Annotated in this window: 21 protein-coding genes and 1 pseudogene; 6 read left to right on the forward strand and 16 right to left on the reverse strand. The window is 65.0% G+C overall.

From position 1 onward, the window contains the following. Nucleotides 1-151: 151 nt before the first annotated feature. From AC07OK_RS29655 to AC07OK_RS29680, 6 genes are all read right to left on the reverse strand, one after another. The gene (locus AC07OK_RS29655; protein ID WP_494693637.1) at nucleotides 152-2590 is read right to left on the reverse strand and encodes a TonB-dependent receptor plug domain-containing protein; all 2439 of its coding nucleotides are present in this window, start codon (nucleotides 2588-2590) and stop codon (nucleotides 152-154) included. Nucleotides 2591-2637: 47 nt separating this feature from the next. Further along, complete coding sequence (locus AC07OK_RS29660; RefSeq protein WP_494693638.1) at nucleotides 2638-3159, reverse strand: RidA family protein; 522 nt, start codon at nucleotides 3157-3159, stop codon at nucleotides 2638-2640. Nucleotides 3160-3170: 11 nt separating this feature from the next. After that, nucleotides 3171-3584: a c-type cytochrome gene (locus AC07OK_RS29665; RefSeq protein ID WP_494693639.1), complete on the reverse strand. Its 414-nt coding sequence runs from the start codon at nucleotides 3582-3584 to the stop codon at nucleotides 3171-3173. Further along, the gene (locus AC07OK_RS29670; RefSeq protein WP_494693640.1) at nucleotides 3581-5188 is read right to left on the reverse strand and encodes a flavin monoamine oxidase family protein; all 1608 of its coding nucleotides are present in this window, start codon (nucleotides 5186-5188) and stop codon (nucleotides 3581-3583) included. The genes AC07OK_RS29665 and AC07OK_RS29670 overlap by 4 nt, the downstream gene beginning before the upstream one ends. Before the next feature lie 278 nt (nucleotides 5189-5466). Next, nucleotides 5467-7311, reverse strand: coding sequence for a TnsB C-terminal domain-containing protein (locus AC07OK_RS29675; RefSeq protein ID WP_494693641.1), 1845 nt, complete (start codon nucleotides 7309-7311; stop codon nucleotides 5467-5469). A gap of 294 nt (nucleotides 7312-7605) precedes the next feature. Beyond that, on the reverse strand, nucleotides 7606-9846 hold the full coding sequence (locus AC07OK_RS29680) for a DEAD/DEAH box helicase (RefSeq protein WP_494693642.1): 2241 nt from the start codon (nucleotides 9844-9846) through the stop codon (nucleotides 7606-7608). A gap of 317 nt (nucleotides 9847-10163) precedes the next feature. Between AC07OK_RS29680 and AC07OK_RS29685 the strand changes: the two genes are divergently transcribed. After that, complete coding sequence (locus tag AC07OK_RS29685) at nucleotides 10164-10769, forward strand: hypothetical protein (RefSeq protein ID WP_494693643.1); 606 nt, start codon at nucleotides 10164-10166, stop codon at nucleotides 10767-10769. A gap of 90 nt (nucleotides 10770-10859) precedes the next feature. Here the strand turns inward: AC07OK_RS29685 and AC07OK_RS29690 are convergent, their stop codons facing one another. The 7 genes from AC07OK_RS29690 to AC07OK_RS29720 all read right to left on the reverse strand — a co-directional run bounded on the left by AC07OK_RS29690 (nucleotide 10860) and on the right by AC07OK_RS29720 (nucleotide 13959). Further along, complete coding sequence (locus tag AC07OK_RS29690) at nucleotides 10860-11126, reverse strand: hypothetical protein (RefSeq protein WP_494693644.1); 267 nt, start codon at nucleotides 11124-11126, stop codon at nucleotides 10860-10862. A gap of 39 nt (nucleotides 11127-11165) precedes the next feature. Next, the gene (locus AC07OK_RS29695; protein ID WP_494693645.1) at nucleotides 11166-11435 is read right to left on the reverse strand and encodes a hypothetical protein; all 270 of its coding nucleotides are present in this window, start codon (nucleotides 11433-11435) and stop codon (nucleotides 11166-11168) included. 226 nt (nucleotides 11436-11661) lie between these two features. Continuing rightward, nucleotides 11662-11913 (reverse strand): hypothetical protein, encoded by a 252-nt coding sequence (locus tag AC07OK_RS29700; RefSeq protein ID WP_494693646.1) that lies wholly within the window; start codon nucleotides 11911-11913, stop codon nucleotides 11662-11664. Nucleotides 11914-11961: 48 nt separating this feature from the next. Next, complete coding sequence (locus AC07OK_RS29705) at nucleotides 11962-12231, reverse strand: hypothetical protein (RefSeq protein ID WP_494693647.1); 270 nt, start codon at nucleotides 12229-12231, stop codon at nucleotides 11962-11964. A gap of 227 nt (nucleotides 12232-12458) precedes the next feature. Continuing rightward, entirely contained in the window at nucleotides 12459-12704 is a 246-nt protein-coding gene (locus tag AC07OK_RS29710) for a hypothetical protein (RefSeq protein WP_494693648.1), read from the reverse strand. A gap of 39 nt (nucleotides 12705-12743) precedes the next feature. Further along, nucleotides 12744-13010, reverse strand: a complete 267-nt coding sequence (locus AC07OK_RS29715) for a hypothetical protein (protein ID WP_494693649.1) — start codon at nucleotides 13008-13010, stop codon at nucleotides 12744-12746. A 142-nt stretch (nucleotides 13011-13152) separates the two neighbouring features. Beyond that, complete coding sequence (locus AC07OK_RS29720) at nucleotides 13153-13959, reverse strand: SDR family oxidoreductase (RefSeq protein ID WP_494693650.1); 807 nt, start codon at nucleotides 13957-13959, stop codon at nucleotides 13153-13155. Between the two features lie 72 nt (nucleotides 13960-14031). On the opposite strand from AC07OK_RS29720, the gene AC07OK_RS29725 reads away from it, so the two are divergent. The 3 genes from AC07OK_RS29725 (at nucleotide 14032) to AC07OK_RS29735 (ending at nucleotide 16885) form a co-directional block, all read left to right on the forward strand. Continuing rightward, complete coding sequence (locus tag AC07OK_RS29725) at nucleotides 14032-15666, forward strand: M28 family peptidase (RefSeq protein WP_494693651.1); 1635 nt, start codon at nucleotides 14032-14034, stop codon at nucleotides 15664-15666. A 77-nt stretch (nucleotides 15667-15743) separates the two neighbouring features. Next, complete coding sequence (locus tag AC07OK_RS29730) at nucleotides 15744-16442, forward strand: dienelactone hydrolase family protein (protein WP_494693652.1); 699 nt, start codon at nucleotides 15744-15746, stop codon at nucleotides 16440-16442. Beyond that, complete coding sequence (locus tag AC07OK_RS29735) at nucleotides 16442-16885, forward strand: thioesterase family protein (RefSeq protein WP_494693653.1); 444 nt, start codon at nucleotides 16442-16444, stop codon at nucleotides 16883-16885. Before AC07OK_RS29730 ends, AC07OK_RS29735 begins: the two co-directional genes overlap by 1 nt. 14 nt (nucleotides 16886-16899) lie before the next feature. On the opposite strand, the gene AC07OK_RS29740 is transcribed toward AC07OK_RS29735, so the two are convergent. Beyond that, nucleotides 16900-17391 carry a DUF3016 domain-containing protein gene (locus tag AC07OK_RS29740; protein WP_494693654.1) on the reverse strand — a complete coding sequence of 164 codons (492 nt, stop codon included), beginning with the start codon at nucleotides 17389-17391 and terminating at the stop codon, nucleotides 16900-16902. Between the two features lie 218 nt (nucleotides 17392-17609). Between AC07OK_RS29740 and AC07OK_RS29745 the strand changes: the two genes are divergently transcribed. Continuing rightward, nucleotides 17610-19532, forward strand: coding sequence for a PhoX family protein (locus tag AC07OK_RS29745; protein WP_494693655.1), 1923 nt, complete (start codon nucleotides 17610-17612; stop codon nucleotides 19530-19532). Between the two features lie 81 nt (nucleotides 19533-19613). Here AC07OK_RS29745 and AC07OK_RS29750 read toward each other — a convergent pair. After that, a pseudogene (locus AC07OK_RS29750) lies at nucleotides 19614-20345 on the reverse strand (PDDEXK nuclease domain-containing protein); the annotation flags it as partial. A gap of 363 nt (nucleotides 20346-20708) precedes the next feature. On the opposite strand from AC07OK_RS29750, the gene AC07OK_RS29755 reads away from it, so the two are divergent. Continuing rightward, on the forward strand, nucleotides 20709-22214 hold the full coding sequence (locus AC07OK_RS29755; RefSeq protein ID WP_494693656.1) for a DUF3369 domain-containing protein: 1506 nt from the start codon (nucleotides 20709-20711) through the stop codon (nucleotides 22212-22214). 4 nt (nucleotides 22215-22218) lie between these two features. Here AC07OK_RS29755 and AC07OK_RS29760 read toward each other — a convergent pair whose 3' ends face one another. Next, nucleotides 22219-24198 (reverse strand): M13-type metalloendopeptidase, encoded by a 1980-nt coding sequence (locus AC07OK_RS29760; protein ID WP_494693657.1) that lies wholly within the window; start codon nucleotides 24196-24198, stop codon nucleotides 22219-22221. Between the last annotated feature and the right edge of the window lie 26 nt (nucleotides 24199-24224).

A 24224-nucleotide genomic window follows, 5' to 3' on the forward strand; every position in this document is an offset into this window, starting at 1 on the left:
TTTTAAGATAGAAAGTTAACAGCTTCCTCAAATGTTTACAAGAAATTTGAGGGGAAGGTTCAGGGTCAAGTCTGACAATCGGACACAAGCTCTACCGTATTGGTCGCTACGGCAGAACTCGTGTCCGAATGTCAGACTTGCCCCCCGGGGGTTAGAACTTGTAGTTGGCGCGGATGTAGTAGTAGCCGCCGTTGATGCCGATCGGCGAGAACGATGGCAGCACCGTCACCGCCGCGTTGTCGCCGGCGGCGCGCTCATCGGCCAGCAGCGCCGGGTTCACGCCGTTCGGGTACTTGTTGAACAGGTTGTTGGCGCCCACCGCCACCGACCACGCGGGACTGATCTTGTAACCCACCTCCAGGTCGGTGATCGCCTTGGCCGAAATTTCGGTCAGGTGGTAGACCGAACCGTCCTCGCTGCCGTACTCCGACGATTTGCCATACAGCGCTTCACGCAGGTTGATGGTCCAGGCGCCGATCTTCCACAACGCGCCCAGGTTGATGCGCATCTTCGGCGAGGCCGTTTCCAGGTCGGAGATGGCGGTCTTGTCGAGCAGCGTCTGCGGCAGCAGCTGGGCCGGCGCCTGGTTGATCTTGGTCACTTCGACCTTGTTGTAGTTGGCCGCCACCGTCCAATCCACCTTGCCCGCCGTGCCGTAGCTCTCGTTGAGCGTGGCGACGAATTCCAGCCCGCGGCTGCGGGTGTCGACCGCGTTGGAGAAGATGTTGATGCCGGTCTGGCTGACGGTGCTGTCGAGCACATTGCCGTTGGCCTTGATCGCCGCCACCACCGCCGGCGAGTTGTCCGATCCGCCCGAACCGTACAAGGCGCCGGAACCGACGATGCGGTCGCGGATCTTGATCTGGTAGGCGTCCAGCGTGATGGCCAGGTTGGCGGCCGGGTTCAGCACCAGGCCCAGGCTGAAGTTGGTCGAGCGCTCGGGCTTGAGGCCGTCCACGCCCACCAGCTTGGCGCCGACCGAATTCGGCGCCAGCTGCACGAAGGCGGTGGTCGGGCCGACGTTGGTGGCCGAGTAGTATTCCTCGGCCAGGGTCGGTGCGCGGAAGCCGTTGCTGAAGGTGCCGCGCACGCCCACCACCGGCGAGATGTCGTAGCGCGCGGTGAACTTGCCGACCTTGGCGTTGCCGAAGTCGGAGAAGTGTTCGTAGCGCGCCGCCAGGTCCAGGGTCAGGTCGGTGACCGGGTTACCGGCCAGGTCGATGTAGGCCGCCTCGTTGGTGCGGCGGTGGCTGCCGGCGTCGGTCAGCGAGAAGCCCGGATAGGACTGCGAACCTTCCTTGTAGCGCGAGGCGGCGTCGCCCGCTTCGATCTCGTACTGGTCGATGCGGTGCTCGAGGCCGGCCGCCACGTTCAGCGGCTTGGCCCAGCCCACCGCGAATTCGCGGCTCGCTTCCAGCGACGTGGTCAGCTGGCTGGCGATGAAGGAACCGGCGCGGAACACGGTCGGCGTGCTGCCGGTGTCGTTGAACAGCGAGACGTTGCCCGAATCGGCCACGCCGATCTTGCTGGTGTCCTTGCCGTAGGTGGAGCTCAGGTCCGTATTCCAGCCGGCCAGCACGCCCTTGACGCCGCCGGTCAGCGCAAAGTCGTCCTGCTTCATGGTTTCCTTCGGCGAGAAGCCGGTCGGATAGACCTTCGGCAGGCGGCTCGGCAGGCGATAGTTCTCGTAGGCGCGCGCTTCCTTGTGGCCCCAGGTGGCGATGGCGTACAGCTGGCTGTCCGGCGCGAAGTCGTAGCCGAAGTTGGCCGCCAGGACGTTCAGGTGGTACTGCGCGTCGCCCGAGATGTGGTTGACGTGCGGGTAGCCGGCCTGCTGGAACATGCCCGGATACTTCGCCATGTTGGCTGGGTTGATCACGCGCGGATCGATGCCGCCACGGTCGCTGTAGCCGTGGTACTTGGATTCTGCGGTCAGGCTCAGATAAGCATCCTTGAACGGTTCGACGCCGACGTTGGCCGAGGCGTCACCGGTGCGGCCGCCGCCGTCGGAATAGCCGCCGCCGGTGGCGCTGGCGGTGCCGCCGTGGTTGTTCGACTTGAGGATGATGTTGATCACGCCGGCGATGGCGTCGGAGCCGTATTGGGCGGCGGCGCCGTCCTGCAGCACTTCGATGTGGTCGATCGCGGAGACCGGGATGTAGTTCAGGTCAGCCGCGGCGCCGCCCTGGTATGGCCCGCCAAGCACGGCCAGGTTGGCGGTGCCGTGGCGGCGTTTGCCGTTGATCAGCACCAGCGTGTTATTCGGGCTCAAGCCGCGCAGGCGGGCCGACAAGGTCAGGTTGGCGGTGTCGCCGCCGACGGCCTGCGCCGTGAACGACGGCAGGTTCTGCGCCAGCGCCTGGATCAGGTCCGGCTGGCCGGTGCGTTGCAGCGAGGCCGAATCGAGCACCTGGATCGGCGAGGCGCTGTTCTCCACCTTGATGCCGCTGGAGCGGGTGCCGGTGACGATCACCGCGCTGACGGTGGCGTCGCCGGCCGCCGCTTCTGCTGCGTCGGCGGCGTAGGCGGAACCCATCGACAGGGTGGACAACACGGCGGCGACGCCGGTCTTGAGTATGGCCTTATGCATAGTAAATCCCCATTGAATAAAAAAGAAAGTAAGACCCTGCTACGTAGTTATTTTTTTGCGGCGACGACTTCGATTTCCACCAGCCAGCCCGGATTGCTCAGGGCCGCCACCTGCACCACGGCGCGCGCCGGCAGCTTGGTCTGCGCGCCGCCGAAGTGCTGGGTGTAGGCTTCCATGAAGCCCTTGGTGTCGGCCTTGCCGCCCTTGGCCGGATCGCCGACCAGGTAGACGGTCATCTTGACCACGTCCGTCATGTCGAGCTTCATGCCCTCCAGGACTTCCTTGATCTTCTTCAGCACCGATTCGGACTGGGTCCGGGTGTCGCCGAAGGCGGCCAGCGAATCCGGCGCGGCGCCGGCGTCGGCGACGGCGGGCACCTGGCCGCTGACGAAGTGGATGGTGGCGGTCGACGGCACGGTGACGGCCAGCGCGATCGGGAAATCCGAGCCGGGGATCTTGTGGCGGACGATGTCGGCAGCGGCAGCGGCGGCCTTGGGGGCGGCGCCGGCGGCGACCGGCATCAGCGCCAGTGCGGCCGGAATCAACAGGGAGACGATTGCTTTGTTCATGCGTTCTTCTTTCAGTGTTTGTTGGACATCTGGCCGTTACTAAAATGGTCGACTTGCAGCACGTCGCGCAGCGCCAGCACTTCCGGCTCGCTCAGCGGCGTGGCCTGGTTGCCCCAGTTGCTGCGCACGAAACTGAGAATGGCGGCGATCTCCTGGTCGCTCAGGCTGTCGCTGAAGTCGGGCATGCCGCCGCGCCCTTTGAGCAGCACCGTGGCGACGTCGGCGCCCTTCCCCTGCACGAACTTGTTCCCCGCCAGCGCCGGGAAGGCGCCCGGTATGCCCTTGCCGCTGGCCTGGTGGCAGGCCGCGCAGTTCTTCATGAACAGCGCCTTGCCGTCCATCTGCTGCGCGCGCGACGGCGCGCTGGCGCCGGCCGCCAGCACGGCGATGATCGCCATCGCCGCCTTGATCAACACCTCCTTCATGCGCTGGCCCTTTCATGGATCTTGGCGATCTGCTGCCACGCCGATTCGATGGCGCCGGCCTGCCAGCCGGTCAGGTAGCTCAGGTGCTCGCCGGCCAGCAGCACGCGGCCCTCGCCCTCGACCAGGATGGGATAGGCGGCGGCGCGGGTCTTGTCGGTCCACTCGGCCCAGCCGCCCAGGTTGTACTGCACGCGGTGCCAGGCGACCGAGAACGCGGTCTCGAAGTTCTCCGTGTACTGCGGGAAGATCTTCTGCCCCGCCTCCAGCGCGAAGGCGGCGCGCTCCTTCGGCGACAGCGCGCTGGTCTCGATCGCGGCCGTCTGGTACTGGTAATAACCGAGCAGCACGCCCTTCTTCTTTTGCCAGCCGTAGGACGGCATCGAGATGGTGTTGATGCCTTTGAGGTCGGTGAGCACATGGCCGCCGTACAGGTGCTCGTCCTCTTCCCAGAAGCGGCGCTTCATCTGCAGGCCGATCTTGCCGACCGGCGCGTAGGCCACCGTGGCGACGGCCTGCTTGAACTTGTCCGAGAAGTCGGTGTCGATCTGGCGCAGCACCGACAGCGGCATCGCCACCAGGCAGTAGTCGGCGGCGATGCTGCCGCTTTTTCCGGTGGCGGTGTCCTTGTAGGTGACGGTGACGCCCTTGTCGTTCTGGCGGATGGTCTGCACTTCCGAGCGGTAGCGGATGTTCTTGCCGACGCGCTTTTCAAACGCCTTGGCGATGGCGTCCATGCCGCCCACCGGCTGGAACATGGTGTTCTGCATCGGGAAGTCCTGCACCGCGCTGTAGACGTTGCCCAGCTTGGAGGCCAGCAGGTCCTTGAAGCCCAGCGGGTCGGACGGCGTGCCCGCTCCCGGCGACATGCCGGCGCCGGGGTTGACCGTGAAACCGCGGCCGCTGCGGCCCTTGTATTGCAGGTCGGCGCCGGCCAGCTGGCCTTCGTGCGCCAGGTAGTCGAGCAGCAGGCGCTGGTCGTCGGCGGTCAGTTCGGCGTCCAGCTGCTTGCTCTTGACCGACTTGGCCAGCAGCTCGGAGACGTGGCCGCGCATGTCGGCCTTGATCTCGGCCACCCGCATGCGCTTGCCGGCGTAGGGGCCGGCGTTTTCCGAGTAGACGAAGGAGTGGTCGTTATCGTTGACCATGACTTCCAGCGGCACCTCGAACAGCCGCGTGTAGTGCAGCGTCGACTGGTGGTGCAGCGGGATGCGCCACGGGCCGTGGTTGATGTACTGGCCGTCGTCGAATTCGCAGGTCTGCTTGTCGCCGCCAAGCTCGGTCAGGCTGAAGCCCTTGCGCGCGGTCTGGCAGCGGCCGCCGGCGAAGGCACGCGCTTCGAGGATCTGGCAGTGGTAGCCCAGTTTCCCCAGCTCGTAGGCGGCGGTCATGCCGGCCAGGCCGGCGCCCAGTATCAGCACCTTCTTGCCTTTGCCGCTGCCGCTCAGCGCCGGCGGCGCGGAGGCGGTCGAGCCTATGCCCATGCCCCAGGCGTTCATGGTGTTCAACAGCAGGCCGGTGCCGCCCACCGCCGCCGCCCGATACAGGAAATCCCTCCGTGTCAATGCACTAAACGATTTAAACGATTTGACTGTTTTACTATTCATCGATTTCCTTTCGTGGCTTGCGTTTCCATAGTCCCTATCTAGCAATCGCCGTGCCACGAATCCAGGCAAAATAAACATGCTTCGCCGTTGAAGCGAGCCTGATGGGATAAGGTGATATGACCTCTTTAGAAGCGTTTCCAGCGACAGACTTTATTTGTCGAATTTAAGGTTGCGCCAGCGCGAAAACGGCACGCCGCACCAGCGGGAGGCGTGCACCGAAATGGATGGAAGTGGTGTGCACGGCGCTGGACAGCGCCGTGTGCTATCGGTTTTAAAAATCAGTTAGCGTAGCTGGCGACAGCGTGCGTAGTGCTACGTAGGGGTGTTGCGGAGACGGCGGGGATGAGGTGCGGCAGGCGGGCGATTTCCGCCGCCGCGAGGTGGCGCTGCGCGCTGCTGCTGTCGGCCATGTGGCAAGCGTGGAACTGCATGGGCGCGCCGGCGTCCAACAAATAAATCATGTCCATGTCGGCCGGGTCGTAGGCGACGCGCACCTGCCACTGCCCGCGCTGGCGCGCGCGCTCGAACCAGCGTTCGTTGATGGCGCGTGCGCAGGTGTAGACGCTGTCGAACAGCACGATGCCGTCGGCGGTGACGGTGGCCTGGGTGGCCGGCATCAGGCTGCAACGCAGCAGCTGTTCGGGATAGGTCTTCAGGCTGCCGCCACGCTGAGTGACGCCCCACTCCCACAGTTCGCGCGGCGTGGCGTTGCCGTGGTTGGGCAGCCGGCGGCTGTTGTTGTGATAGAGGATGGCGTCGATGACGATGCGGGTGAACTGGTCCAGATCGAGCACGCCGTCCAGCCGGCAGGCCGCGCCGGCATCGCCCGGCGCCAGCAGCAGGAAGCGTTTTTCCAGCACGGCCTTCCATTCGCCCGGACCGTCGCCGGCGTCGACACAGCGCAGGTTGAAGTTGTTGAGCAGTGTGTCGCACTGTGCGCCGCCGCTCAGCGCGGGGTTGGTGTACAGGGTTTCCGGCAGGTGGCGACAGGGCCACTGCCCGGCCTCAATGGAGCGGCCGTACTGCTGGCTGTAGCGCTGCTTGTCGGCGCCGCAGTGGGCCAACGCCAGCATGGCGTGCTGCCAGCTGGGCGCACCGAGGCCGATGTAGACGCCGGCCACCATGCCACTGAAGGTGTCGACCGCCACGTACACCAGCGGCCGGCCGATGGCCTGCTGGCGGTCGGCGCGCGAGACCAGCTGCACCCCGGCGCGCACCACGTCCAGATAGAAGCCGGCGCCGGGCCGGCCGGGCAGCGCTGCGGGATCGACGGCCTGCGGCTGCGCGTCGTCGCCGAAGCCGGCGCCCTGCCAACCGCGCGCTGCGGCGGCGGCGCTGCGGCGCGCCACTTCCGGCGGCCGGTCGTCGTCGTGATCGAGCCAGTAATTGAACTGGCCGAAGGTTGGCAGCGCGTCCGGCTGCGCGCCGGACGTCGCCAGCACGCGGCCGCTGTCGGCGTCGATGCGGCGTTCGCAGAAGAAGTCGGCCAGCATCTGCTGGTAGGCGCCCAGCCGCGAGAACTTGGCGTGGCCGGCCGCGTAGTGCGCGATGGCGACCCGGAATGCGCGGCGGATTTCCGCGTCGGCGTTCATGCCGGGACCATCGTCGGCGCCGTTCTTGCGCGGGCGGCCGCGCTTGACGCCGGCCGAGGCCTGGCGCACCTTGCCGCGCCCGCCGGAATTGCAGTAGTCGGGCAACAGCGCGTTGGGCGTCTGGCCGCGCTGCCAGTAGCGGCGCAGGTAGCGGTAGATGGTGGGGTGCGAGACGCCATGCGTGGCCGTGGCCTGCGCGACCAACTGGCCGCGCTGGCGCGCTTCGTAGATGCCCGGTTCCAGCGCCACCAGCGCTTCGACGATCTGCCACGCGCGGGCGCGCAGTTGCAGATGCTTGGGCGGCAGCAGCTCCTGGCTGACCACCATCAGGTAGGGATCGGCCGCCAGCACGCGCGCGTGGCCGGCGCGGATGTCGGCGTGCAGCGCCGGCAGCGTCACCAGTTCGACGTCGGCCGAGCGCGCCGCCACGTCGAATACATAGGCGTGGCTTTGTTCGGGGGCGATCCACAGCACGCGGACGGTGCGCGGAGACGGATGCGTGTAGTGCAGCAGGTCATTCCGCAGCAGCATCGGCGCCTCGTGTGCGGGAGTGTAGAAACAATGCGGTCATTCCGTGCTCCTTACTCAACGACTTGTCGGTTTGTCTCCTCCTCAATGCAATAAACGGGCCAGAGGCTGCGCTCCTATGAAAACGCTGCTGGACAGATGGGCCGGCGCCTGCGACTAGCGTGCTTGTGGTGCAAGGCGGCCGCCGGGCGCACCGCGCGCGTGCAGGCGGCCCATATGAAAACAGGGCCTTGCGGCCCTGTGGTGTGAAACGATTTATAACTTAAAGATTAATACTCAACGATTAATACTCAACGATTAATACTTCTTCTTGAACCCGGCCTTGGCACCAGGCGCCGGCTTTTTAGGCGGCGTGGCCTTGCCCGATTCCGGCGGCATGCGGTCGGCCTGGCTGATCTTCAGCTGCGCGCCGCCGACCCATACCTTGCCCAGGTGCTTGAACAGTTCCGGCGGCATCCCGTCCGGCAGCTCCAGCATGCTGTAGGTGTCGAAGATCTCGATGCGGCCGATATGCTTGGCTTCCAGCCCAGCCTCGTTGGCGATGGCGCCGACGATGTTGGACGGCGTGGCCGCATGGTTGCTGCCCACTTCGATGCGGAAAGCGCTCATCGGCACGGTGACCTTGCCTGGCTTTTCCTTTTTCTTCTTCGGAGCGGCTTCCTCTTCCACTTCGGCCGATTCCACACGTGCGGCCTTGGCCAGCGGCGAAGCCGCAGGAGCGGACGGCGCGCGCGGCGGTACCGGACGGGCCGCAACCGGCGCTGGTGCTGGCGCCGACGACGGTGCGCCCTCGCCGCCATCGCGGCTGATGCGCAGCTGCTGGCCGGCGACCTTGATGCCGGCCAAGTGATCGAGCACGTCGCCGGTCAGGTTGTCCGGCATATCGAGCACGCTGTAGTCGTCGTAGATCTCGATGCGGCCGATGTTCTTGGAGTCGATACCGCCTTCGTTGGCGATGGCGCCGACGATATTGCCCGGCTTGACGCCGTGCTGGTAGCCCACCTCGATGCGGAAGGTCTGCATGCCAGGATCGGCGGCGCGCACGATGCGTTCCTTTTTAGGGAAACGCTCGCTGCGGTCCGGACGTTCGGCGCGGTCGCCGCGCTCGAAACGGTCGCCGCGATCGCCGCGGTCATTGCGGTCGTTGCGTTCGAAGCCGACTTGACGGCCCGGACGCTCGTCCCAGGTGGCGGCGGCCACTTGCTGTTTTTTGTCCAGCAGCAGCGGCACGTCGCCGCGCGCCATCTTGGCCAGCGCGGCGGCGATTTCGACCGCCGGGATGTTCTGTTCGCGCTCGAAGTCCTCGATCAGCGACTGGAACTGTTCCAGCTCGCCCTGGGCCAGGGTTTCGCTGATCTGCGACTTGAACTTGGCGATGCGGACGTCGTTGACGGCCTGGATGGTCGGCAGCTCCAGCATGCTGATCGGCTGGCGGGTGGCGCGTTCGATCGATTTGAGCAGGTTCTTTTCACGCGGGGTGATGAACAGGATCGCCTCGCCGCTGCGGCCGGCGCGGCCGGTGCGGCCGATGCGGTGGGTATAGCTTTCTGGATCGTGCGGCACGTCGTAGTTGACCACGTGGCTGATGCGCTCCACGTCCAGGCCGCGCGCGGCGACGTCGGTCGCCACCAGGATGTCGATCTTGCCGTCCTTGAGCTGCTGGATGGTGCGCTCGCGCTGCTGCTGCTGGACGTCGCCGTTGATGGCGGCGGCCGAGAAGCCGCGCGCCTGCAGCTTGCTGGCCAGTTCCTCGGTACCGAGCTTGGTGCGCGAGAAGATGATCATGCCGTCGAAGTTCTCGGCTTCCAGGATGCGGGTCAGCGCGTCGAGCTTGTGCATGCCCGACACCAGCCAGTAGCGCTGGCGGATGTTCTCGGCGGTGCCGGTCTTGGCGGCGACCGTGATTTCCTTCGGATTGCGCAGGTAGGTGTTGGCGATGCGGCGGATGGCCGACGGCATGGTGGCAGAGAACAGCGCGGTCTGGCGCGTGTCCGGGGTCTCTTGCAGGATGCGTTCGACGTCGTCGATAAAGCCCATGCGCAGCATTTCATCGGCTTCGTCCAGCACCAGCGTTTTCAGCTTGGACAGGTCGAGCGAACCCTTGTCCAGGTGATCGATGACGCGGCCCGGCGTGCCGACGACGACGTGCACGCCGCGGCGCAGCGCCGACAGCTGTGGACCGTAGCTTTGGCCGCCGTAGATCGGCAGCACGTGGAAGCCGGGGATGTGCGCGGCGTAGGTCTGGAAGGCTTCGGCGACCTGGATCGCCAGTTCGCGGGTCGGCGCCAGCACCAGCGCCTGTGGCGTGGTCTGTTTGATATCGATGCGCGACAGGATAGGCAGCGCGAAAGCGGCGGTTTTACCCGTACCCGTCTGCGCCTGGCCCAGGACATCCTGGTTGTCCAGCAGCGACGGGATGGTCGCGGCCTGGATCGGCGAAGGGGACTCGTAGCCGACGTCTTTCAGCGCTTTGATAAGCGGTGCGCTGAGGTTCAGGTCGGTGAAAAGGGTAATCGGGGAAGATGGGGTGTCAGACATGGCGTCACTCACAAGTATGTTCGAATCGCCTAATTGCGAAAGAAATTTGTGCGTAGTTTACTCTCTATCGACACTTCGAGCCGAAAAATGGGCAAAAACGCCCATTAACAGGCAAACGCGCGACATTCGCCGGCATGGACGAAGAATGCCTGTGCAGGACATAGGCTTGGGGTGGCCGATTCATCTCATTGTGGTAAACGGCCTCTTTTCGATCTCTCATTCCCTCGCTTTTCCCGGCGCGAGCTCTCTTTTGAACTTCCGCCGAAATTTGCGATCAAATGAGAGGTAGGAAGATCAAAAAGAGAGGAGGAAAGAGGATGTTTACCACAATGAGCGTGCAGCTCCCCACCCACACCCTGCTCCGGCTGGTGGAGCGCCTGCGGTCGCGCGGCGGATCGCAAGACATGTCGGAAGCTATCAGTTCGGCGGTGCAGTGCTGGCTAGATGGACATAGCGAAGGTTCGGATTTCGAGGCAGCCGGGACACGCGGCTATCAATGGAAGTCTCTGTTTCTGCCGGAAGGCACAGTCTTGCGGTCATGGAGCTACGGTGAGCACAACTACGCGCAGGTCGAAGGCGACGAAATTATTCACAAAGGTGAAGCAGTGTCGCCCAATCAGTTCGCGCGCTCCTTCGCGCGCACCAGCCGTAACGCATGGTTTGATCTATCGATCCGGCGTCCCGGTGAAAAGCACTTCAAGATGGCCTCAGTGCTGCGTAGGGAGTTGGCCGCGCAATTGGCATTGCGCCAGCAAACAAAGCCCGTTCCGGCACCAGCTGCAACTGTGCCCAGCGCCGCCGCCGACGCGCTTCCGCAAGAAACCACTGCACCAACACGCCCTGGGAAATCGGAATTTGATCCGGGATGGGACCTCCCCGAGCGGCGAAAATTCCGCCATCGTGCCGAAGATATCGCGTTCTAGACGAAAAAAGACAGGCCGGAGCCTGTCTGTTTTCTTGCGCCACTCAGGCCAGAGGTCCGGGGCGGCACGTCCTGCGCCAGCGGATGCTGATTACTTGCTGGCTACCGGAGCCGATGCAGCCGGTGCCGGGGTCGAAGCTGCCGGTGCCGATGCTGCCGGTGCGCTGGCGGCTTTGACTGCCTTGGTCTTCTTGTGATGCATTTTCTTGGCCGGTGCGCTGGCCGCTGGCGCCGATGCGGCTGGAGCCGGGGTCGATGCGGCCATGGTTGCGGAGGCCGAAGCGGCTGGAGCTGGAGCTTGAGCGAATGCGGCGCCGGCGAACAGGGTGGCGATCAGGGTAGCGATTACTTTTTTCATGATGTGATTCCTTTAAATTGGTTTATATAGTTTAGCTAATTACTTGATTGCTACTTTGGTGTCTACTTTCGCAGCGGCGACTGGCGCTGCGACTTTGGATTCTTTGGCCTTGTGATGGACTTTGGTGTTCGCGGTCTTCACTTCAGCTTTGGCTTCGGTTTTGACTTCTGCGGTTTTCACTTCAGTCTTCGCTTCGGTTTTCACCACGGCTGGCTTGGCGGCTGGTGCGGTGGTGGCGGCGACTGGCGCTTGTGCGAATGCTGCGGTAGCGAACAGGCCGGCGATCAGGGAAGCGATAATTTTGGTCATGATGTATTCCTTTTTCTGGGATTCGGCATCGGGACTATCCCGTGTCGCATAAGCAAAAAACGGCGCAGCCACCCGATCAGTTGACGCGCATTACAACCTCTTACCGACTCTTACACTCGCTTACAACTCGCCGCGCGACCGGCGCCGATGAAATGAAAAATGCCGCCCCGTGTGAACTGGGCGGCATTCTGGCCGAAGCCGTGCTGCGTCCTGCGATGGCGGCAGATTACTTGCTGGCTGCTGGCGCCGAAGCTGCTGGTGCCGGGATCGAAGCTGCCGGTGCGCTGGCGGCTTTGACTGCCTTGGCCTTCTTGTGATGCACTTTCTTGGCCAGCGCGCTGGCCGCTGGCGCCGATGCGGCTGGAGCCGGGGTCGATGCGGCCATGGTTGCGGAGGCCGAAGCGGCTGGAGCTGGAGCTTGAGCGAATGCGGCGCCGGCGAACAGGGTGGCGATCAGGGTAGCGATTACTTTTTTCATGATGTAATTCCTTTAAATTGGTTTATATAGTTTAGCTAATTACTTGAATTACTTGGCTGCTACTTTGGTGTCTACTTTCGCAGCGGCGACTGGCGCTACGACTTTGGATTCTTTGGCCTTGTGGTGGACTTTGGTGTTCGCGGTCTTCACGTCGGCTTTGGCTTCGGTTTTGACTTCTGCGGTTTTCACTTCGGTCTTCGCTTCGGTTTTCACCACGGCTGGCTTGGCGGCTGGCGCGGTGGTGGCGGCGACTGGCGCTTGTGCGAATGCTGCGGTAGCGAACAGGCCGGCGATCAGGGAAGCGATAATTTTGGTCATGATGTATTTCCTTTTTCTGGGTTTCGGCATCGGGACTATCCCGTGTCGCATAAGCAAAAAACGGCGCAGAGACCCGATCAGTTGACGCGCATTACAAGCTCTTACCGACTCTTACACTCGCTTACAACTGGCCGCGCGACCGGCGCTCCTCAAATGAAAAATGCCGCCCAGGGTGAACTGGGCGGCATTCTGGCCGAAGCCGTGCTGCGTGCTGCGATAAGAGCGAATTACTTGCTGGCTGCTGGCGCCGATGCTGCCGGTGCCGGGGTCGAAGCTGCCGGTGCGCTGGCGGCTTTGACTGCCTTGGCCTTCTTGTGATGCACTTTCTTGGCCGGTGCGCTGGCTGCTGGCGCCGATGCGGCTGGAACCGGGGTCGATGCGACGACGGTTGCGGAAGCCGAAGCGGCTGGAGCTTGAGCGAATGCGGCGCCTGCGAACAGGGTGGCGATCAGGGTGGCGATTACTTTTTTCATGATGTGATTCCTTAAAATTGGTTTATATAGTTTATCTAATTACTTGGCTGCTACTTTGGCGTCTACTTTCGCAGCGGCGACTGGCGCTGCGACTTTGGATTCTTTGGCCTTGTGATGGACTTTGGTGTTCGCGGTCTTCACTTCAGCTTTGGCTTCGGTTTTGACTTCTGCAGTTTTCACTTCAGTCTTCGCTTCGGTTTTCACCACGGCTGGCTTGGCTGGCGCGGTGGTGGCGGCGACTGGCGCTTGTGCGAATGCTGCGGTAGCGAACAGGCCGGCGATCAGGGAAGCGATAATTTTGGTCATGATGTATTCCTTTTTCTGGGTTTCGGCATCGGGACTATCCCGTGTCGCATGAGCAAAAAACGGCGCAGCCACCCGATCAGTTGACGCCCATTACAACCTCTTACCGACTCTTACACTCGCTTACAACTCGCCGCCAACATGCTCAATGCGGTTTCACGTCATCCTTCAGCGCCGCCAGCGCCATGCGTTCCACCAGGCCGGGCGCGATCAGCTTCATCCAGCGTCCCAGCTTGCCCTTGGCCGACATCACCACCTCGCGCCGGCGCGCCTGCATGCCCTCGACGATCAGCCGCGCGCACTCCTCCACCGGCATCGCCTTGTCCTCTTTCAGGCTGCTGCTGCCCAGCGCCCCGCCGGCCGCGTTATAGCCGCGATAGCGGATCTGCGTCGCCACCACGCCCGGATAGGCAATCGTCACGCTCACGCCGGCCGCCTTCAATTCAGCGCGCAAGGCCTCGAAGAAGCCGCTCATGGCGAACTTGCTGGCGCCGTAGGCGGTGCGCCCCGGCACTCCGACCAGCCCCGCCAGCGACGACACCGCGACGATGCTGCCGCGCGACTGCTTCAAATAAGGCAGCGCAGCATGGGTGCACCACACGCTGCCCCACAGATTGATCTTCATGAGCTCCTCGTACCAGGACAGGTCACTGACCTCCTCGAACAGCGCGTGCGCCGAGCGGCCGGCGTTGTTGATCAGCGCATCGACGCGGCCGAAGCGCGCCACGCAGGCCGCCACCAGCGCCGTGCACTGCGCCTGCACCGACACATCGGTCGGCGCCACCAGCGTCTGCGCGCCGGCCGCCGCGCAGTCGGCGGCCACCAGCTCCAGCGCCGCCGCGTTGCGCGCCGCCAGCACCAGCGCCACGCCGCCGCCCTGGCTGCGCGCCAGCTGGCGCGCCATCTCGGCGCCGATGCCGTCCGAACTGCCGGTGATGATGATGACTTTCATGGCTCTCCTTTATTTGGGCAAGTACAGTAAGATAGCCCGCTTCTGCACCGAATCGCACATCACGGAGAAAATATGCGTCTTCCAGCCCTCGCAATCGCCGCCGGCCTAGGCCTAGGCCTGGCCTCCCTCCACGCCGCCGCCCAGCAGGCGCCGGTGGTGACGGAGGCGCCGCTGCGCGCCCACCTGTCCTTCCTGGCCGACGACCTGTTCGAAGGCCGTGGCACCGGCCAGCGCGGCGGCGACCTCGCGGTGCGCTACCTGGAAACCCAGGCCGCCATCATCGGCCTCAAGCCGCTGGCCGGCGGCGGCTATCGCATGCCGGTCAAGATCGAGGGCACCAGGCTGCTGGCCAACAGCGTCGTGCGGTTCGACGCCAACGGCAAGAGCATCACGCCGCAAACCGGCGGCGAGATCGTGTTCGGCACCGCCGGCGGCAAGGCCGACGTCACCATCGACGCGCCGCTGGTGTTCGTCGGCTACGGCGCCATCGCGCCGGAAGAGAAATGGGACGACTACAAGGGCGTCGACATGAAGGGCAAGATCCTGGTCATGATGGTCAACGATCCGCAGCCCACCGCCGCGGAGCCGGACCGCTTCGCCGGCAAGGCCTACACCTACTACGGCCGCTGGCTGTACAAATACGAGGAGGCGGTGCGCCAGGGCGCGGCCGGAGTGCTGCTGATCCACACCACGCCTTCCGCCTCCTACCCGTGGAGCGTGCCGGCCAACGGCTTCAGTCACGAGCGCTTCCACCTGGCCGGCGCCGGCAATCCGGTCGAAGGCTGGCTGCAGGAAGACACCGCGCGTGCGCTGTTCGCCGCCGCCGGCTTCGACCTGGACGCACTGCGCGCCCAGGCCGAGACCCGCGAGTTCCGCCCGGTCGACCTGAAGACCAGCGTACACGCCGAAGTCCACAGCGCGATCCGCCAGATCGAACAATTCAACGTGGCCGGCATCGTGCCCGGCAGCGACGCCAAACTGAAGGCCCAGGCGGTGGTCTACTCGGCCCACTGGGACCACCTGGGCATGGACGAAGACGTGCGCCGCGACGACCGCAGCGACCATACCTGGAACGGCGCCATCGACAACGCCTCCGGCGCCGCCGCGCTGCTGGCGATGGCGGCCGAAGCGGTCAAGCATCCGGCCAAACGCACCCAGGTCTTCCTGTGGCCGGCCGCCGAGGAGCAAGGCCTGCTGGGCAGCGCCGCCTACGTGCAGAACCCGGCCTGGCCGCTGGCGCAGACCACGGCCGACCTTAATCTGGACAGCATGAACTTCGTCGGCCTGACGCGCGACATCGGCGTCGCCGGCGCCGAGCGCAGCAGCCTGTACGAGGCGGCCGGCGCGGTGGCGCGCAAGATGGGCCTGAAGCTGGCACCGGCCATCCCCGACCTGTCCGGCGCCTACTTCCGCGCCGACCACTTCAACTTCGCCAAGGCCGGCGTGCCGGCGTTTAACGTCGGCTCGGCGGTGTTCTCCGGCGACGGCCACTTCGAGTTCGTCAAGGACCAGGCGTCATCGGCCGCGCGCCTGGTCGCGTTCAAAAAAGACTACCACCAGGTCAGCGACGAATACCACGCCGACTGGGACTTGTCGGGCATGGTGCAGCAGGCGCAGTTCACGCTCAACCTCGGCTACGCGGTCGGCAACGCGCCGGCCATGCAAAGCTGGAAGGCCGGCGACGCCTTCGGCAAGGTCAAGCGCTAGCGCGCGGGACGGCGCTGCGGCGCCGTCCAAAACAGGGTAGGATGGCCGCTGCCGCTCACCATCGCACAGGGAACACCATGGAAACCAACAGCCACTGGATCGATATCGCCACCGCCGACGGCAGCTTCGGCGCCTACGTCTCGCTGCCGCGCGGCGGCAAGGGGCCGGGCATCGTGCTGCTGCAGGAGATCTTCGGCGTCAACCAGCATATCCGCAACGTCGCCGACCAGTACGCGGCCGACGGTTACGTGGTGATCGCGCCGGACCTGTTCTGGCGCCACGGCGCGCGCATCGAGCTCGCCTACGACGACGTCAGCTGGAAGCGCGCGGTCGAGCTGATGAACGCCACCGACTTCGCGCTGGCGCAGTCCGACATCGCCGCCACCGTCAAGGCGCTGCGCGCGACCGACGGCGTCGGCGACCAGATCGCCGCCATCGGCTTCTGCTACGGCGGCCGCCTGTCCTACCACACGGCCGCCAACGGCCTGGTGGACGCGGCGGTGTGTTACTACGGCGGCGGCATCCACAACGCGCTCGAGCGCGCCGGCCAGGTCACGGTGCCGATGCTGATGCACTTCGGCGGCGCCGACCGCCACATCCCGCCGGCCGCCGTGCAAAGCATCGCCGAGCGCTTCGAGGACAAGGAGCAGGTCGAGATCCACATCTACCCGGGCGCCGAGCACGGCTTCAACTGCAACCACCGCTCGTCCTACCACCAGCGCGCCGCCGCCCAGGCGCACGGCAACACGCTGCTGTTCATCGGCGAGCAGCTGTAATGGCCCGTTTGACGCTGGTCTTCCCGGAAGACCAATACTATTTTTCCACCCAGCTGACGGTGCGGGTGACCGACATCAACGGCGCCAACCATCTGGGCAACGACTCGATGATCTCGATGATCTCCGAGGCGCGCGCCCGCTTCCTGTACGACTTCGGCGTGCAGGAAACCGGCAGCGACGGCGTCGGCATCATCGTCACCGACCTGGCCACCACCTACAAGGCCGAAGCCCACGCGCGCGACCAGCTGCTGTTCGAGATCGGCGTGATGGACTTCAACACCTACGGCGGCGACATCACCTTCCGCGTGACCCGCCCCAAGGACGGCAAGCTGGTGGCGATGGCCAAGTCCGGCTTCGTCTTCTTCAACTACAAGAGCGGCCAGGTGACGCCGATGGCGCCGGAATTCCTGGCCAAGTTCCCCAAGGTGAACCGCCTCGACTGAGGCCCGGCCTCAGCTCAGCGCGTCGCCACCTTCGGCACGATGGTCTTGTTGAACCAGTCGTCCAGCATCTGCTTTTCATAGCGCAGCGTGTCGCTGTCGTTGAAGCGGCTAACGCCCTGCAAGTAGTTCATGTTCGACAGCTGCTCGTCGCCGCTGCGCAGCGTCTTGCCGTCCTGCTCCAGCGTGTAGCGCAGGTGCATGCGCGGCCAGTCGGCGCCGCCGTTGAGCACGCGGATATCCTCGCCGCCGTGACGGCGCGGCCACATGCGGCCCGCCAGGTCGATGTCCAGCACTTCGATCTTCAGGTTCTGGCCGGCCGGCAGCTTCTTGTTCAGGGTGGCGAAATAATCGCTGAAATCCTTCAGCACGCGCTCGCGGTCGATGGCGTTGCGCGGCACGTCGGTAAAGTCGTCCGGCTTGACGTAGCTGACGCTGACGTCGGCCCAGGCGGCGCTGGCCAGCAGCGCCAGGGCGGCCGCCAGCATGGTACGGATCAGTACTCGCATTTGCTTCTCCTTCACGGTTAATGCTCTCAATATAGCCCGTTTCGCCGCCGCCGGCCCGCTTTGAGACGCTTTGTTACCGATCTTACTTGCGCCCCATGTCACGCCCCTGTCATATCAAATCACTACTATTGCGCCCGTCGGGGTGCAGCCACCACCTCGCATGATGCCGCGCCCGGCGCCGCACATGGAATGGCCACTATTACAACAGGATTTTTCCCATGACCGAGTCGCTCGATCTGTCCCGCCGCAGCATCCTCAAGTTCTTGTCCAGCGCGCCGCTGCTGCCGCTGGCCGGCGGCAGCGCCACCGCCGCCCTGCTGGCCGCCTGCGGCGGCGGCGACACCGCCGCCGCAGCGCCGCAGCTGCTGTCCGTGACCTTCACCGGCATGGCCGCGCCGTCGCTGAGCGACGCCGCCGCCATGGCCACCACCACCGTCGGCTCGACGCTGAACATGACCTACTCCGACGGCAAGACCCAGCCCTACTCGCTGGCCTACCAGACCTTCTTCATCACCGGCGCCAAGGTGTCCAACGGCAGCGGCGGCACCGTGCTGGCCGGCGGCTACTACGACATCAACAACCAGCCCATCGTCGACAAGACCGACGCCGCCCAGCGCCAGTTCTTCTCCGACTGCCCGGACGGCACCTCGCTGCTCAAGCTGGCCGCGCCGACTGTGGCCGGCATCAAGGGCAACACCGTGTTCGCCGTGGTGCAGTTCGAATACACCACCCGCAACGTCAAGGGCGACTCGATGTACGGCATGCTGCCGTCGCCGATCGCGGTGCTGACCCTGGACCAGGACAAGACCACCGGCGCGCTGTCGCTGGTGAAGTACCACAACGTCAACACGGCCGGCGTCAACGGCCTGTGGATCACCTGCGGCGCCAGCCGCTCGCCGTGGAACACCCACCTGTCGAGCGAAGAGTACGAGCCGGACGCGACGACCATCGCCAGCAACAGCCAGTTCGCCAACTTCAGCACCAACCTGTTCGGCGACGCCACCAAGGCCAACCCCTACCACTACGGCCACATGCCGGAGATCACCGTCAACCCGGACGGCACCGGCAGCATCAAGAAGCACTACTGCATGGGCCGCATCTCGCACGAGCTGGTGCAGGTGATGCCGGACGAGCGCACCGCGCTGATGGGCGACGACGCCACCAACGGCGGCCTGTTCATGTTCGTCGCCGACAAGGCGCAGGACCTGTCGAGCGGCACCCTGTACGTCGCCAAGTGGGCCCAGAAAACCGCCGAAAACGGCGGTTCGGCCACGCTGTCGTGGATCAAGCTGGGCAGCGCCACCAGCGCCGAGATCAAGGCCCTGGCCGACACCCTGAAGGCGGCCGACATCCTCAGCGTCAAGACCACCGATCCGGCCGACGCCAGCTTCACCAAGATCCCGTTCAGCGGCAAGAGCAACTGGATCAAGATCGTGCCGGGCAAGGAACAGGCCGCCGCCTTCCTGGAAACCCACCGCTACGCCGCGTTCAAGGGCGGCAGCATGGGCTTCACCAAGATGGAAGGCACGACCGTCAACGCCAAGGACAAGATCGCCTACAGCGCGATGAGCTACATCAACGGCGCCATGAAGGACGGCTCCGGCGGCATCAAGATCCAGGGCCCGAGCGCCGGCATCGTCTACGCGCTGAGCCTGAAGGCCGGCCAGGTGGACGACAGCGGCGCCGCCATCAACAGCGAATGGGTGCCGGTCGACATGGCCGCCGTGCCGGCGCTGGTGGGCGAGGACCTGGCCAAGCCCGACGCGCTGGGCAACCTGGCCAATCCGGACAAGATCGCCAATCCGGACAACATCAAGTTCTCGGAAAAGCTGCGCACCCTGTTCATCGGCGAGGACAGCGGCCTGCACGTCAACAACTTCCTGTGGGCCTACAACGTCGACACCAAGGCGCTCACGCGCCTGCTGTCGACGCCGGCCGGCGCCGAGTCGACCGGCCTGCACGCGGTCGATGACATGAACGGCTTCGCCTACATTATGAGCAACTTCCAGCATCCAGGCGACTGGGAAGCGGCCCTGCACGGCAAGGTGCAGGCCACGCTGGACCCGCTGATCCGCGCCAACTACCGCGACCGCTTCGGCGCCGCCGTCGGCTACCTGACCGGCCTGCCGACCCTGAGCTAAGCCGCAGCAAACAGTTACCCCAGCTGTCCCGGCCCGCAACGAGCGTCACGCTCCTTGCGGGCTTTTTTGCGTCCAGCGTTCCAGGCGGCGATGGAAAAACAGCAGATCGATGCGGAACCAGGTGTCGTCGAGCCGCAGGCGGCGCTGGCGTCCGACAAAGGCAAAATCGTCACCCAGCTCCAGCAGGAAGTCCGTCATGTGCTGGATCAGCGCTTCTTCCAGGTCGGATTCCGAGTACTCGTCCTTCAAGTCGAGAAATTCCAGCACAAACGGATCCTTGATCGCCTCCTCCGGCGTGATGAAGTCGTCGGCTCGCGGTTGTGCGCCCTGCGCCAGCACCTTGGTCTGATTCTTGGATAGCACGGTCCGCTCATAGAACTGGCTGTTCACTTGGCGGTCCAATTGACGAACCGACCAGCCGCCACGCAGCGCCTCTGTTTCGTAGAACAGGCGAGCTTCGGCAGTCTGAACAGACATCAAACGAACATATGCTGACCAAGGCAACCTCAATTCTCCAGACACCGTCTGGAGAATTTCCGGCCAGAATAAATAAAATTTTCGCATCTGCAAAAGATTCTGCTTGCTGAAGCCGCGGCCAAATCGCGCCGTGAGATCAATGCCCAGGCGCGCAATCAGCTCTTCGCCATAAGCCGCGCGGCCCGTCCCCGCTTGCTCACACTCCACAATGCGCCGCCCTATTTCCCAGTAAGCGGCCGTCATCACGGCATTCACGCTGCGGGCGGCGGCCCGGCGCGAGGCTTCCAGCAGCTCGACTATCTGCGTATGGATGTCGGCATAGTTAGCGATTAGCATGTTTTCGCGCTCCGGCCATGAGAATCCTTAAATCGTAGCCCTCGATACCCGCACGCCTTGAGAGCCTGCTCAAAGTAAGCACACATCCGCCCGCCATCGCTTTGTTGCACATCCCGATAAAATAATTCTCACAGAGATAGCAATATTGCCAAAAACGAAGTATTGTTTCGGCTGCACATAAGCGTTACAGAAGACTAACGCTGCGCCGTCGCGGTCCAACGCGCCGTACAATCAGAGCGCCCGGAACGCCTCGGGAGTGTTGTGCAAAGCAACAGGAATTTTTGTTGCCTGTTGTTAAGAGCAGTGGGTAAGACTACAATCGAAAAACTCATTTAGCAGTGCCATTTAGCGGAACTCGTCCCTATGTCTTTTTTGTCTTCTGCCTCGCCTAAGCTAGCGCCCTGGAAAGTCCTGTTGGTCGACGACGAACCGGACATCCATGACATCACAAAACTGACGCTGAGCCGCTTCCGTCTCGACGGCCGCGCCCTGAGCTTCGTGCACGCCTACAGCGGCGCCGAAGCCAAGCAAGTGCTGGCGCGCGAGGCCGACATCGCGCTGGTGTTCCTCGACGTGGTGATGGAGAAGGAAGACAGCGGCCTGGAAGTGGCGCGCTGGATGCGCGAAGACCTCGACAACCAGTTCACCCGCATCGTGCTGCGCACCGGCCAGCCCGGCCAGGCCCCCGAAGAGCGCGTGATCGTCAACTACGACATCAACGACTACAAGGAAAAGACCGAGCTCGACCGCACCAAGCTGTTCACCACCACCTTCGCCGCGCTGCGCGCCTACCGCGACATCATGAAGGTCGAGGAAGCCCGCCGCCAGCAACTGAACTACCGCGAAGGCCTGGAGCGCGTGATCGCCGCCTCGGCCCACATCTTCCAGCAACGCAACCTGAAAGACTTCGCCAACGGCCTGCTGCAGCAAGTGGTGGCGCTGCTGCGCCTGGAGCACAGCATGCTGCTGCGCCTGCGCGGCGCCACCGCCATCAGCGGCGAGAACGACTACGAAATCCTGGCCCAGATCGGCGACGAGGACGGCAGCCTGCTCAGCCCCGACGTGCTGGCCCAGCTCGACGCCGCCAAGAGCAACAAGATCTCGCGCGTCGAAGGCGACACCTACATCGGCTACTTCCCCAACAGCAGCGGCAAGGCCTCGCTGCTGATCCTCAAGGGGGTGGAGGAAATCTCCGAGATCGACACCAAGCTGCTGGAAGTGTTCTGCTCCGGCGTCGCCATCGCCTTCGACAACATCCTGCTGACCCAGGAGATCACCGACACCCAGGCCGAGCTGATCCTGCGCCTGGGCGACGTGGTCGAATCGCGCTCCAACGAGGCGGGCAACCACGTGCGCCGCATGTCGGAAGTGTGCTTCCTGCTGGCCCAGGCCTCCGGCATGCCGGAAGACGAAACCGCCGTGCTGCGCCACGCCGCGCCGATGCACGACATCGGCAAGATCGCCACGCCGGACGCGGTGCTGCTCAAGCCGGGCAAGCTCGACGCGGCCGAGTGGGAAATCATGAAGCAGCACCCGACCGTCGGCCTGTCCATCCTGGACGGCTCGCAGCGCCCCATCCTGAAGGCGGCCGCCGTGATCGCCCACCAGCACCACGAAAAATTCGACGGCAGCGGCTATCCGCAAGGGCTCAAGGGCCACGACATCCACCTGTACGCGCGCATCGTCGCCGTGGCCGACGTGTTCGACGCGCTGATGCACAAGCGCTGCTACAAGGACGCCTGGCCGATCGACAAGGTGGTCGAGCACCTGCGCGAAGTGGCCGGCCATCACCTCGACCCGGTGTATGTCGACCTGCTGTGCCAGAACATCGACAAGGCGGTCGCCATCAACGAGCGCTTCCCCGACTAAGCCCTCACCACACACGCACCCGCCGCGCCGGCGCCAGGTACCAGCCCTGGTCGGGCGCGACGTCGTACGCCGCATGCCAGGCGTCCAGGTTGCGCAGCGCCGCCGCCCGGTACATCGCCGGCGGCACCGGACTTTCCTCCACCAGCTCACGCAATGCCGGCTCGCTGTAGCGCGCCCGCAGGCTGCGCGCGTACGCGCTGAAGAAGCGCTGGTCGGCCGCCTTGCCGTCGGCCGGCGGCGTCTTCATCGACGCGCGCCACGCATCGTAGGCGGCCTGCACGCCGGCCAGGTCGGCCACATTGGAGGCCAGCGTCAGTTGCCCGTTCAGCGCCACGCCCGGCAGCGCCTGATACGCGCCGTACTGCGGCGCCAGCCCCGCCGCCGCCGCGTCGAAGCCGGCCTTGTCGGCCGCGCTCCACCAGCTGCGCACGCGGCCTTGCGCGTCGTAGCGGCTGCCCTTGTCGTTCAAGGTCAGGCTGATGAAATAGCCGATCTTGGCGCCGATCGCGGCGTAGTTGGCGGCATCGTCGCCGTCGGCGTCGAAGAACGGCGGCTGCAGCGCCACCACCGGTATCGTCAGCGCATTCTGCAGCGGCATGCGGTTATAGCCGAACAATTCGCCGCCCAGTATCCAGTCGTCGCGCTCGACCGGACGCCCCAGCCTGGCCAGTTCATAGCGGTAGTTGTAGGCCTCGGCGCGCTGCGCGTTGCCGGCCGCGTCGTCCACGCGCAGCTCCAATCCGTCGCTGCCGCGCCAGTGCGCGGGATAGGCGACGCCGATGCGCAACGCGCGCAGCTTGGCGTGCGCCTCGGCCCGGGCGGCCGGCGTCATCCAGCTGAGCTGGTCGATGCGGCGGTCGAACGCGGCCGCCACGTTGACCGCGATCGCGCGCGCCCTGGCCTGCGCCGGCGCGCTGAAATACCGCTCGCTGTACAGCCGCCCGGCGCCCGGCACCACCGTGTTGGTCTGGTTGACCGCGTGCCGCCAGCGCGGCAGGTGCTCGCCCGGCCCGAGGAACAGCGGATCGTAGAACGCGAAATAGCGCTCGGCCAGCGCCTTCGGTAAGAACCGCGCCGACTGGTTGAGCGCATGGAAGCTCAGGTAGTCGCGCCACACGTCCAGCGGCGTGGCGGCCACCAGCGCCGCGATGCCGCTGACCGCGCCGGGCTGCCAGACCCCGAAGCGCTGCTGCGCCGACAGCCCGGCGGCGTCGAAATACGCGCTCCAGTCCAGGCCTGGCGCCTGGTCCGCGAATTCGTCGCGGCGCCACACCTGGTCGGCCTGCGCCAGGTCGGCCGACGCCTGCGGCGTGGCCTGGGCGGCGGCGATACGGGTTTCCAGCGCGACGATGCGCGCCGCCCTGGCGGCGGCGTCGGCAAAGCCGGCCTGCTCCAGCATGGCGGCCACGTAGTCGCGGTAGGCCGCCAGCACCGCTTTCTGGCCGGGGTTGTCGGCCAGGTAGAAGCCGCGCTCCGGCAGCCCCAGGCCGCCCTGCAGCAGGTAGGGCATGTAATGCGTGGTGTCGTGCAGGCCGGGGGCGACCCACAGGCCGAACAGGTTTTCGCTGGCGCTCCTGCCCAGGTTGAGCGGATCGACGTCGGTGCGCAGCCGCGCGCCCAGGAAGCGGGCCAGCGCGCCGGCGTCGCCCAGCGCGGCGATCTCGCGCAGCAGCGGCTGCAGCGGCGCCAGGCCGCGCGCCTCGATGCCGGCGGCGTCCATCTGCGCCGCGTAGTAGACGCCGACGCGCCGCACGGCCGGATCGGCGGCGTCCTGCGCCGCCGCGTACAGCGCCGCCATGCGCGCCTCGTTGTCGGCGTTCAGCTGGGTGTAGGCGGTCCAGGCGCCGGCGCCGGCGGGCAGCGCGGTGGCGGCGCTCCAGCCGTCGTTGACGTAGCGGTAGAAATCGTCGCCGGGTTGGCTGGCGGCGTGCGCGCCGGCGGCGGCCAGCGCCAGCAGCAAGGTGGAGGGGAATGGCAGTTTCATGCGATATCCTTGGAAGTGATGGAGGG

It is taken from the genome of Duganella sp. GW821-FHT07G03 (assembly GCF_059418605.1).